At 41.2% G+C, this 11,731-nt stretch carries 14 protein-coding genes; 10 read left to right on the forward strand and 4 right to left on the reverse strand.

The window, feature by feature from the left end:
- Positions 1–2: 2 nt before the first annotated feature.
- The 3 genes from EKQ44_RS02265 (at position 3) to lpdA (ending at position 4,135) form a co-directional block, all read left to right on the forward strand.
- Positions 3–980, forward strand: a complete 978-nt coding sequence (locus tag EKQ44_RS02265) for an alpha-ketoacid dehydrogenase subunit beta (protein ID WP_237661895.1) — start codon at positions 3–5, stop codon at positions 978–980.
- A gap of 362 nt (positions 981–1,342) precedes the next feature.
- Positions 1,343–2,719, forward strand: a complete 1,377-nt coding sequence (locus tag EKQ44_RS02270) for a dihydrolipoamide acetyltransferase family protein (RefSeq protein ID WP_237661896.1) — start codon at positions 1,343–1,345, stop codon at positions 2,717–2,719.
- 3 nt (positions 2,720–2,722) lie between these two features.
- Positions 2,723–4,135, forward strand: a complete 1,413-nt coding sequence (gene lpdA, locus EKQ44_RS02275) for a dihydrolipoyl dehydrogenase (RefSeq protein WP_237661897.1) — start codon at positions 2,723–2,725, stop codon at positions 4,133–4,135.
- 146 nt (positions 4,136–4,281) lie between these two features.
- Here the strand turns inward: lpdA and EKQ44_RS02280 are convergent, their stop codons facing one another.
- Positions 4,282–4,674, reverse strand: coding sequence for a YbbN family protein (locus EKQ44_RS02280; protein WP_237661898.1), 393 nt, complete (start codon positions 4,672–4,674; stop codon positions 4,282–4,284).
- 234 nt (positions 4,675–4,908) lie between these two features.
- Between EKQ44_RS02280 and EKQ44_RS02285 the strand changes: the two genes are divergently transcribed.
- Entirely contained in the window at positions 4,909–5,154 is a 246-nt protein-coding gene (locus tag EKQ44_RS02285; RefSeq protein ID WP_063561270.1) for a hypothetical protein, read from the forward strand.
- 130 nt (positions 5,155–5,284) lie between these two features.
- On the forward strand, positions 5,285–6,226 hold the full coding sequence (locus EKQ44_RS02290) for a polysaccharide deacetylase family protein (protein WP_237661899.1): 942 nt from the start codon (positions 5,285–5,287) through the stop codon (positions 6,224–6,226).
- 42 nt (positions 6,227–6,268) lie between these two features.
- On the opposite strand, the gene EKQ44_RS02295 is transcribed toward EKQ44_RS02290, so the two are convergent.
- A complete protein-coding gene (locus EKQ44_RS02295) occupies positions 6,269–6,694 on the reverse strand; it encodes a DUF1885 family protein (protein WP_237661900.1) in 426 nt (141 codons plus the stop codon).
- Positions 6,695–6,848: 154 nt separating this feature from the next.
- On the opposite strand from EKQ44_RS02295, the gene EKQ44_RS02300 reads away from it, so the two are divergent.
- Entirely contained in the window at positions 6,849–7,148 is a 300-nt protein-coding gene (locus tag EKQ44_RS02300; RefSeq protein WP_237661901.1) for a DUF3055 domain-containing protein, read from the forward strand.
- 232 nt (positions 7,149–7,380) lie between these two features.
- On the forward strand, positions 7,381–7,506 hold the full coding sequence (locus EKQ44_RS02305; RefSeq protein WP_082380950.1) for a GapA-binding peptide SR1P: 126 nt from the start codon (positions 7,381–7,383) through the stop codon (positions 7,504–7,506).
- A gap of 64 nt (positions 7,507–7,570) precedes the next feature.
- Here the strand turns inward: EKQ44_RS02305 and EKQ44_RS02310 are convergent, their stop codons facing one another.
- The gene (locus EKQ44_RS02310; RefSeq protein WP_237661902.1) at positions 7,571–9,052 is read right to left on the reverse strand and encodes an aminotransferase class I/II-fold pyridoxal phosphate-dependent enzyme; all 1,482 of its coding nucleotides are present in this window, start codon (positions 9,050–9,052) and stop codon (positions 7,571–7,573) included.
- A gap of 211 nt (positions 9,053–9,263) precedes the next feature.
- Between EKQ44_RS02310 and EKQ44_RS02315 the strand changes: the two genes are divergently transcribed.
- Both EKQ44_RS02315 and EKQ44_RS02320 read left to right on the forward strand, forming a co-directional pair.
- Entirely contained in the window at positions 9,264–10,223 is a 960-nt protein-coding gene (locus tag EKQ44_RS02315; RefSeq protein ID WP_237661903.1) for an NAD(P)H-dependent flavin oxidoreductase, read from the forward strand.
- Between the two features lie 122 nt (positions 10,224–10,345).
- On the forward strand, positions 10,346–10,621 hold the full coding sequence (locus EKQ44_RS02320) for a UPF0223 family protein (protein ID WP_237661904.1): 276 nt from the start codon (positions 10,346–10,348) through the stop codon (positions 10,619–10,621).
- A gap of 59 nt (positions 10,622–10,680) precedes the next feature.
- Here EKQ44_RS02320 and EKQ44_RS02325 read toward each other — a convergent pair whose 3' ends face one another.
- Positions 10,681–11,322: a YktB family protein gene (locus EKQ44_RS02325; protein ID WP_237662541.1), complete on the reverse strand. Its 642-nt coding sequence runs from the start codon at positions 11,320–11,322 to the stop codon at positions 10,681–10,683.
- Between the two features lie 217 nt (positions 11,323–11,539).
- Between EKQ44_RS02325 and EKQ44_RS02330 the strand changes: the two genes are divergently transcribed.
- Positions 11,540–11,728 (forward strand): hypothetical protein, encoded by a 189-nt coding sequence (locus EKQ44_RS02330; protein WP_237661905.1) that lies wholly within the window; start codon positions 11,540–11,542, stop codon positions 11,726–11,728.
- The last annotated feature ends 3 nt before the right edge of the window (positions 11,729–11,731 follow it).

Genomic DNA, 11,731 nt, shown 5'->3' on the forward strand with positions numbered 1-11,731 from the left:
CCATGGCGCAAATGACTATGATTCAAGCAATCACTGATGCGTTACGCACAGAATTGAAAAATGACGAAAACGTCTTGCTTTTCGGTGAAGACGTTGGTCAAAACGGTGGGGTTTTCCGTGCAACTGAAGGCCTTCAAGCTGAATTCGGAGAAGACCGCGTGTTTGACACGCCACTTGCAGAATCAGGAATCGGTGGACTTGCTGTCGGCTTCGGTGTTACTGGCTTCCGTCCTGTAATGGAAATCCAATTCTTCGGTTTCGTTTATGAAGTAATGGACTCTGTTAGTGGACAGCTTGCACGTATGCGTTACCGTACAGGTGGACGCTGGACTGCACCAGTTACTATCCGCTCTCCATTCGGTGGAGGAGTTCACACACCTGAACTTCATGCAGACAGCTTAGAAGGACTTATGGCACAACAACCAGGTCTTAAAGTGGTTATTCCTGCAACTCCATATGATGCGAAAGGTCTTTTAATTTCTGCAATCCGTGATAACGACCCAGTTGTATTCTTGGAGCACATGAAATTATATCGTTCTTTCCGTCAAGAGGTACCGGAAGAAGAGTACACAATCGAAATCGGTAAAGCAGACGTTAAACGTGAAGGTTCCGACATCACAATGATCACTTATGGAGCAATGGTTCATGAGTGCTTAAAAGCTGCTGACCAGCTTGAAAAGGACGGCGTTTCTGCTGAAGTGATTGATATCCGTACAATCAGCCCATTGGACATCGACACAATCATTGCATCTGTTGAAAAGACAGGACGTGCCATTGTGGTTCAAGAAGCACAAAAACAAGCTGGTATCGGTGCAAGCATCGTAGCGGAAATTAACGACCGTGCGATCCTTAGCCTAGAAGCTCCAGTATTGCGTGTAGCTGCTCCTGATACGGTATTCCCATTCTCTCAAGCTGAGAGCGTATGGTTGCCAAATCACAAAGATGTATTGGAAACAGCTAAAAAAGTTCTTAACTTCTAATTTAATATATATAAAATCGGCAAGGTCCGATTTAAATCACGAGAAGTCCATTCTTAGCCTTGCAAAGAGTGGGCTCTCCAATTTATACAAAGTATGCAGAAGAAGGGTATCTCGTTTTAGTAATATCTCTGTAGATTGGAGTGCAAGGTGTGAGACTCCTCGAAAATGCTAACGCATTTTCTTCGTGCGACGAATCGCTTCCGAAGCCTTCCTTGTCCTGCGGGGGAGAACGGTAGGTTGAGACCCCGCAACGAAGTGAGGAGGCTCAAGCATCGTCCCGCGGAAAGCGAACACCTGGAACGGAAATCTACAGAAGTTAACAGATTCCTGATAAAGCTATCTATCATAGGAGGTTGAAAACTGTGTCATTCGAATTTAAACTGCCAGATATCGGTGAAGGTATCCATGAAGGTGAAATCGTAAAGTGGTTCGTAAAACCAGGTGACGAAATCGAAGAAGATGATGTACTTTGTGAAGTACAAAATGATAAAGCAGTCGTAGAGATTCCATCTCCCGTAAAAGGGAAAGTTACGGAATTGAAAGTGGATGAAGGTACAGTTGCTACTGTAGGACAAACTATCATCACACTTGACGCTCCAGGTTATGAAGACCTTAAGTTCAAAGGTGATGACCACGGCAGCGATGACGAAAAGGCTGAAACGACATCTGATGAAAAAACAGAAGGACAAGTTCAAGCGACAGCTGAAGCTGGTCAAGATGTGAAAAAAGAAGAAGCACCTAAAGAAGAGCCAAAAGCGGAAACAGGCGCAGGCGCTCAGGAGCAAGTAGAAGTAGATCCTAACAAACGTGTTATCGCAATGCCTTCTGTACGCAAATATGCACGTGAAAAAGGCGTTGAAATCCGTCAAGTAGCTGGTTCTGGCGATAACGGACGTGTACTAAAGAGCGATATTGACGCATTCTTAAGCGGAGGCGGCGCTAAAGCTGAAGAAACTACGACTGAAGCGGTTCCTGCTGCTAAAGAAGAAACAAAAGCGGAAGCAAAACAAGAAAAACAAGCAATTCCTGCTGGTCAATACCCTGAGACTCGTGAGAAAATGAGTGGTATGCGTCGTGCAATCGCAAAAGCGATGGTTAACTCTAAACACACTGCACCTCACGTAACATTGATGGATGAGATCGATGTGACAGAGCTTGTTGCTCACCGCAAGAAATTCAAATCAGTTGCAGCAGACAAAGGTATTAAGTTAACATTCTTACCATACGTAGTTAAAGCACTTACATCTGCGTTACGCGAGTACCCTGTACTTAATACATCTCTAGATGATGCAACAGATGAGATTGTTCACAAGCATTATTACAACATTGGAATCGCTGCTGATACAGAAAAAGGCTTATTGGTTCCTGTTGTGAAAGATGCGGATAGAAAGTCTATCTTCTCCATATCCAACGAGATCAACGAACTTGCTGGAAAAGCGCGTGACGGTAAATTGGCTTCTGATGAGATGAAAGGTGCATCTTGCACAATCACAAACATCGGATCTGCTGGTGGACAATGGTTCACACCGGTTATTAACCATCCTGAGGTTGCGATTCTAGGTATTGGTCGTATCGCAGAAAAACCTGTAGTGAAAGACGGAGAAATTGTAGTGGCTCCAGTTCTTGCATTATCACTAAGCTTTGACCATCGTATGATTGATGGCGCTACTGCTCAAAATGCGCTTAACCATATCAAGCGTCTATTGAACGATCCACAATTATTGTTAATGGAGGGTTAATAAATGGTAGTAGGAGATTTCGCAATTGATGTAGATACGCTTGTCATCGGTTCGGGCCCTGGCGGATATGTTGCTGCAATCCGCGCGGCTCAACTGGGACAAAAAGTAACAATCGTAGAAAAGAACACACTTGGTGGAGTATGTCTAAATGTTGGATGTATCCCTTCTAAAGCGTTAATTTCTGCAGGTCACCGCTTTGAAACAGCTCAACATTCTGAAGACATGGGAATCAAAGCTGAGAACGTAACAGTTGATTTCTCAAAAGTTCAAGAATGGAAAGCTGGAGTTGTGAAGAAATTGACTGGCGGAGTAGAAGGTCTACTAAAGGGGAATAAAGTAGATATCGTTTCTGGTGAAGCATACTTCGTAGACGGTAACACAGTTCGTATCATGGATGATAACTCTGCGCAAACTTACAAGTTCAATAACTGTATCATTGCAACAGGTTCTCGCCCAATCGAAATCCCGACTTTCAAGTACTCTAAACGTGTTCTTGACTCTACAGGTGCATTGGCACTTAAAGAAATTCCAAAGAAACTAGTTGTTATCGGCGGAGGTTACATCGGTACTGAGCTAGGTACAGCTTATGCAAACTTTGGAACAGAAGTTGTCATTGTGGAAGCAGCAGATGAGATCTTGGCTGGATTTGAAAAGCAAATGAGCTCACTTGTAAAACGTAACCTGAAGAAAAAAGGCAACGTAGAAATCTTCACAAAAGCAATGGCTAAAGGTGTAGAAGAAACAGAAGATGGCGTGAAAGTTTCAATTGAAGTAAAAGGCGAAGAGCAAACAATCGACGCTGATTATGTATTGGTTACTGTAGGACGTCGTCCGAACACAGATGAGCTTGGCCTTGAGCAGGTTGGTGTAGAAATGACAGACCGCGGCGTTGTCAAAATCGACAAGCAGTGCCGCACTAGCGTTTCAAACATCTATGCGATTGGTGACATCGTGGATGGACCGCCTCTTGCACATAAAGCTTCTTACGAAGGTAAGATCGCTGCAGAAGCAATTGCTGGTGAACCTGCTGAAATCGACTACTTAGGTATTCCAGCAGTAGTATTCTCAGAGCCAGAACTTGCATCTGTAGGATACACTGAGACTCAAGCAAAAGAAGAAGGAATCGAAGTAACAGCTGCCAAGTTCCCATTTGCTGCGAACGGCCGTGCATTGGCATTGAATGCAACAGATGGTTTCTTGAAGCTAGTAACTCGTAAAGAAGATGGATTAATCATTGGTGCTCAAATTGCCGGTTCCAGCGCATCTGACATGATCGCTGAACTTGGTCTTGCAATCGAAGCTGGAATGACAGCGGAAGATATCGCAATGACTATCCATGCGCATCCAACGTTGGGAGAAATCACAATGGAAGCTGCAGAAGTGGCAATGGGAAGCCCAATTCACATTGTAAAATAAAGGATCGACTAAAAAGCCTCCTAACATTCTGGAGGCTTTTTTTTTTGAAAAGTATAAAATTCTCTGGATTTCCATTCCAGGCACTTCGCTGCGGGCGGTTTGCCAAAATTCAATGCTGGAATAACAAAAATGCAGGCAACCACACCTTAATAAGTGGAACTACCTGCATCGTTCAGAGCTTGTTCAATGGAAACGACAATGTCTTCTTTTTGTTTGGAGCCTTCCACCTGTGTTACTACTTCATTATGGTGAACGACAATTAAAGAAGGGGTCGACTTGACATTAAATTGCTTATATAAAATTTTCTCGTTCTCAGAGTGAACCACTTTCAAGTTAGCCACTTCATTTGGAAATGAATTTCTTAAATCAATGATGGCATCATAATATGTATGTTCGTCTTGTAAGTTAGATTCGTCTGAAAAGAATACTAGTGTGTGTGCATCTTCCGGAAATTGAACGTGAGTAATCGATTGATTTTCTTGGCAAGAAGACAAAATGAAAAAAGACAAAGTGAAAAAAATGACAGAGCCTCTAATCATGGCAATCCTCACTTTCTGTTTAAACATATATAGGAACTTTGGAAGTTTGTTTATTAAAATCTGTTTTACTATTTGGTGCTATTCTACCACTAAAAATTATAGTTACTGTGCTTGTCATCGAAATGTTACAAAATTGAAAAATAGAATGCTCCTTCCTGGCATAATTATTACAAAGGTTTTCTTTTGCGATAAAACGGATACATAAATAGAAATATGCAGTAAGGAGCTGCTTTTATGAAAAATTATGTGGTGTTTTTAATACAAAATATCTTTTGGGGGACATATAGTCTGATTGAATGGTTTTCTGCCAGGGACAAGATGCAGGCAAAAGTAATCCTCTTGGGTATTTTTATCTATCTTTGTTATACACTTGCCATGTCGATTATTCATAAAAAAAAGCAAGCTGCGTTAACTACTGCGATTAGTTTTATTTTCTACTTTAGTTTCCAGAGTCTATTTTACTATCTGGTCTTCAGCTAGATGCAGGCCAGTATATCCTATGAAGAAAGCATTGTTTTTGATGCATAACTTAAAAATAATGAAAAACATTGCCTTCATATACTGATTGCTTGTATGATTAAAGATGAACCTTACATATGGAGGAAAGAATATGAAAAAATGGGTACTATCTGCATTGTTATTGCTCCTCCTTGTAGCTTGCGGGCAAACTGGACAAGTAGATGAAGAGCAAGGATCTGATGCAGTAGATAGTCAAACAGAAGAAAATGAACCTACTGAAGATAAAGTAGACGATGAAGATGAGGTACCTGCTACAGCGCAGGAAGATCTAGCTGAAGAAAAGGAACCTGAAGCAGATAAATCTGAGGATAGTGGGGGAACAGAAGAAACAGAAGAAAACCAAGATACCACTAACGAAGATGGAACCAAAGAGACCCAAGAACCCCAATACATAGTGAATGAGAGTAATTGGACATTAGAACCGATCAATGATGCAAATCCTGACGTAGTATTATTGACAATTGATGATGCTCCCGATAGATATGCATTGGAAATGGCTACTATTCTTAAAGAACTAAATGTACAAGCCATATTCTTTGTGAACGGTCATTTCTTGGAAACGGAACAAGAACGGAACACACTCAAGCAAATCTATGACATGGGATTTCCAATTGGAAACCATACGATGACGCATAAGTCTTTAAGGCAGTTAACGGAGGAAGAACAGTATGAAGAAATTGTTGCTTTAAGTGACAGGGTGGAAGAAATCACAGGGGAACGTCCTCGTTTCTTCCGTGCCCCATTTGGTACGAATACTGATTATGCCAAAGAGCTCGTCAAACAAGAAGGAATGATCCTTATGAATTGGACGTATGGGTATGATTGGGAGACCGAATACATGGATGCTGAGGCACTTGCAGATATTATGGTAAACACAGAATTGCTAAGTAGTGGCAGCAACCTTCTCATGCATGATAGAGAATGGACGAAAGATGCACTGGCCGATATTGTAAAGGGGCTACAGGCAAAGAATTATGACATCATGGACCCGGCTCTTATCGGTACAGAAGAGCAAGAAACCGAGTCAGAGTAACAGAAAAGCCCGCTATCTCTGATAGTGGGCTTTCATTTGTATTTAGCGCTTATAATAATACATGATGCTGCCGGTAAAAAGTTTTAATTCTGCTTCAAGTTTCTTGGCAAGGAATTTACAGATCTCATTGGCTTTACCTTTGTCACCATGGGTACTTTGATCGTGCAGGGTGACTTGTATGTATGGAAGAGGGTCTGTTCCTTCTGTGTTCTCAGGCTGGGTTCCAACTCCGATCAGAATCATTTTATAGCGGTCTTCCGTACCTTTTAGGTAAAACCATTGTCCTTTTCCTTCCGGTTTTTCTTTGATTTCATATGGGAAGGCTGCCTCACTGTATTCCCACCCTAACTGTTTACCTGTCTTGGCAGTTATTTCTTTATAGTATTGTAATAAATTCATTATATCTTCAGTGGTGAGCGTGTTCTCTTTTGATTTGGAGACAAGGTTAATGTATGCACTACTGGCCATCAGATTCACTCCTAAATATGACAATTTCATCTTATACTATTCTAGCATTAGAGTAAAACAACTGACAATCACTAAGTGAAAATTCTTGCAAATCAGCTTTGTTATAAGTTATAATAATATTCTGAATAACCAAATAATAAAAAGGAGGTAGCTTATGAACTTATTTGACAAGCTTTATGATAACAATGAGAATGTCCCTGTTCGATTTGTTGGTTTTACGACTAAAGATGTTAGATATGATTTTGGTATTGTTTACACGAATATGTTTTTTGGTAAGCCTCTCGTCATCTGTATGCAAACTGGCCGTTCCACACTCCTCGACCCTAAAGACATTACTGACTTAAACCACCTTCAACATGTATTCCGAATTGATTCTCAAGAGCAGGCAGAAGATCTTGCAGAATTCTTTACAGAAGCCATCCCTTCCAGTCCATTTCAAGAACAATATGAATAGAACCTAATTGTATGTTAGAGGTCATCGTCTGGTATTGGACGGTGACCTTTTACATGTCAGCCATTTTTTTTAAGATTTTAACATCTATAAGACTATAAAAATAAATGTGTTATACAATATATCTATTGACATAACACATTTAAAGGTTTATGATGTATTTAACAACATAAAGCGCTTTCATTTTATGGCGACTTTGCAATAAAAATTTCTTTACGGAAAGAGGTTGAAGGGTATGGGTACAATCATTTGTCAAACTTGTAACAGCGCGGTAGATCACTTTGAGGATGAAAAAGTTACGACTTACTATGCAAAATGTGCAGATTGTCAGTGCTCTGAAAAAAGCGAAGATTTAGCCTAGAATCATAGATTAATAGATGGAAAAAGGAAGAGCAGGTCCCCGGCAAGGGGACCTGCTCTTTTCCTTATTGAATAGCTTTATGTTCTTTAATGACTCGCAAGGTTTTCAATTCATAATCTTCCGGTCCTTGAACAGGAAGCCCAACTTCCAATGTTTTGGTGATATAAGCCAGGTTATCTTCGGTAATGATTTCACCAGGAGTGAAAATCGGGATGCCTGGTGGATAGACCATAATAAATTCAGCTATGATACGTCCTGCAGATTCTTCAAAGGGCACGATTTCCGTTTCAGAATAAAATGCATCGCGTGGTGCAATGGCAAGTACAGGAATATCAGGAAGTAGTACTTTAACTTCTTTCTCCGAATCCCCCGCCTGGTGTTTGAACTCCTCTGAAAGCTCTTTTAATGCTTGTAAAAGGGTTCCGGTTTCCACCTCTGAGTCACCAGGTGTAATGATGCAGAGAATATTGTAAAGGTCAGATAACTCCACTTCAATGTTATACTTTTGACGAAGCCATTTCTCCACATCATAGCCGGTCAGGTTGAGCTTCTTGACGGAAATGATCAACTTAGTCGGATCATAATCGAAGGTCGCTTTTCTTCCAAGGATTTCAGGACCTATGCAATGAAGATATTCGATTTCATTTATTGCATTTCTCGTTTGGTTGGCCAATTCAATCGTCTTTTCGATGAGTATATGTCCTTCCGTAGCAAGACGCTTACGTGCCACATCCAATGAGGCAAGAAGAAGGTAGGAGGTGGATGTGGTTGTCAACATACTCAGGATACCTTGAATTCGGTTCACATTCACAAGACCTTCTCGGACGTTTAAGATGGAACTCTGGGTCATGGAGCCGCCAAGTTTATGTACACTTGTTGCAGCCATATCTGCACCAGCTTGCATGGCAGACAAAGGAAGTTCCTCGTGGAAGTGGATATGCACGCCATGGGCTTCATCGACAAGTACCGGTACATTAAAGGAATGAGCTATTTCAACAATCTGACTCAAATCGGCTGAAATGCCGAAATAAGTGGGATTAATCACAAGTACACCCTTCGCATCAGGGTGCTGTTTCAAAGCTTTTTCCACTGAATCTGTGGTAATGCCATGTGAGATCCCAAGTTCTTTATCTACCTCGGGATGAATGAAAATAGGCACGGCACCTGAAAAAACGATGGCCGACATGACGGATTTGTGCACATTCCTAGGCACGATGATTTTTTCCCCAGGACCGCAAACAGCCATCACCATGGTCATGATAGCCCCGCTGGTACCTTGCACGGAAAAGAAAGTGTGATCCGCACCGAAGGCTTTGGCAGCGAGGTCCTGTGCCTCTTTGATCATCCCTTTAGGTTGATGCAGGTCATCTAGTGGCCCAATATTAATCAAATCGATGGAAAGGGCATTCTCGCCGATGAATTCTCGAAATTCCGGGTCGATTCCCGCCCCTTTTTTATGACCAGGAATATGAAATTGTATTGGATTTTTTTTAGCATGATTCAGTAGTCCGGTAAATAATGGTGTATCAATTTGGGAATATGTCAACTTAATTATGCACCTCTTTAATTAAACTTGATTTCGTTTATCTTAACGCATGTAGAAACGCAGTACAAACATTCATATAAAACAAATGAAATTATAGCATTTATCTTCATGATTGCATAGATTTTTCTTTTAGATATTTTGTTGAAAAAAACAGGAATTTGTCAACGAAGAAAGAAACATTTAAAGAGAAAAAGAAAGGGGAAGGATGTAGATGAATTGGAAAACTAGAGTAACAGAACTTCTAAATATTAAATACCCAATCATTCAAGGAGGGTTAGCATATCTCGCGTATGCAGATCTTGCGGCGGCGGTTTCCAATGCAGGGGGCCTTGGGCAAATTACGGCGATGAGCCTTGATACTCCTGAACAGTTAAGGGAGGAGATCAGGAAAGTCAGGACGATGACAGAAAACCCCTTTGGTGTGAACTATGCCATTGGTCAACATGGAAGACCATTTGAGCATATGCTTGATGTAGCTTTGGAGGAGAATGTTCCAGTCATCTCTATGACAGGAGGTAACCCGGCTCCCATTTTCAAAAGGCTTGAAGGGGCAAGTTGCAAGAAGTTGGTGCTAGTTGCAGCTCGAAGGCAAGCCGAAAAGGCGGAAGAACTCGGTGCGGACGCAGTAATGGTCGTTGGGCAAGAGGGAGGGGGGCATCTAGGCAAAAACGACTTGGGAACCATGGTCCTCGTGCCAAAAGTTGTGGATGCTTTGAGCATACCAGTAATCGCTTCAGGTGGGATAGGGGATGGCCGTGGATTGATGGCAGCTTTAGCCTTGGGAGCGGAAGGGATAGAAATGGGAACGAGATTTATTGCAACAAAGGAATGTTTCCAAGCGCATCCTATTTATAAAGAATTGCTTGTGAATGGATCCGAAAATGATACAGTGGTTATCAAAAGAAGTTTAGGATCTCCTGCAAGGGCCATTCATAATTCCTGGACCGAAGAAATATTGAAGTTAGAACAGGAAGCTAAGGGATATGAAGAACTAAAGGACTTTATTGCTGGCACTGCCAATAAGCGGTTCATCTACGATGGGAAAACAGATGCAGGATATGCATGGGCGGGGCAAGTCATGGGATTAATAAATGATGTTCCCACGGTTGGGAAGCTCTTTTCAAGAATGATAAATGAGGGGGAAAAAATAAGAAGCAAGTGGACAAACTAGACAGAGAAAGTGATATACTTTACTTTGGCTGTTTTAGTAATCTAAGTCCGATCTAAGTCCAATTGCGGTCCGTTATAACAACAACGTTGTTTTCCAATCTACATATTAAAAGAGGTGAACAAATGGACTTCTCTTACCCTATTTCCTATGAATGGTCCACAGATGAAATAGTCGATGTCATCGCATTATATGAAGCGGTGGAACTCACTTATAGCAAAGGCGTTGAACGTGAAAGGCTATTAGCGGCATATCGGCGCTTCAAAGAAATAGTCCCCGGCAAGGCGGAAGAACGAAATCTGGCAAATGAGTATGAAGAATTAAGTGGATTCTCTGTCTATAGAACGATCAAAAAAGCAAAAGACATGCAAACTGGCGATCGGGTCATTATGTCCAAGTAAACTGAATGTTCATCAAAAATCCCAGAGTCAACATGACTCTGGGATTTTTGATTGCACTCTTATACGGCTTGTTTAGAAAGGTCATATAGTCTTCGCAATGTTTGAAACGCTTCTTCGATCCTAGCGATGGTTTCATCTCCCGAGAGCTTGACTGCTTCTTCTTTAGGGATTTGAATGCCACATAGTATTTCTGCCTTTTTCACATTGATCAACCGTTCAAACAGATCCTGATGGGCTTCCTCTGTTAACTCGCTTTGGCGAATCACCTCAGGTTTGGTATGGTCCTTTGACCAAACATAATTGGATGGGATCTCTTTTCGGATTGCCTTAACCTCCTTGAGCAAGGTTTCCCCGAAAGCTTCCTTCATCGGCGCTTCATAAATTACCGCAAACCAAACAAATACATGCGTTTCCCATAAACCGATTTGGAAGTGTGGGAGCATCTTATATCCTCTAGGGTTGCTCCCGAATGCCACCCAGGAATCCTTTGGCGGATTTTTGGTCCTTCTTGCGTGCTTGGCAACATGGTAATGCATTTCTTCCCCTGTCATTGCTGACAATGAGGGAGCAAAATACTGGCCGAGTTGTTCGAACTTAGGCTGAATCTGATTTTTTAATGCTTCCATTCTTTCTTCTAGTCCATCTATTGTGAAAACTTGAAAGTCTTTTTTCTTAAAGCCGGTGAATTTCCTATTAGCCATGAAATCGCTCCGTTTCTCGTATGGTTGGTTTAATGATTCTTCTAATTTTATCATAGCCATTTTTCCATGCCAAAATATTAGATTTGTACTAACAGTTTTCTTTTTGGGTAACTGCACATTTTAGTTACCAACTTTCATTACCTTCATATGATATAGCAACCATTTAATATTAAACCTTTTGGAAACGAGAAACTTATATTTGAGGGAGGTAATTAGGATGAAACAAGTGGCAACACCGTGGAAGAAGAAAAAAGAAGAAAATCAACGTGCGGTTTTGCGAATGGAAATAGATTATGAACTGGCGGTCTTGTATGAAGCGATACAAGAAAGCGATCAGGATAAAATTAAAAAGTCTAAGTCCAAGTTAGAGCAATTTCGAAAAGAAATGTTAAGTCTAGAGGTTTAGTGG

This window comes from Sutcliffiella horikoshii, assembly GCF_021991925.1.
Lineage (GTDB): Bacteria > Bacillota > Bacilli > Bacillales > Bacillaceae_I > Sutcliffiella_A > Sutcliffiella_A horikoshii_F.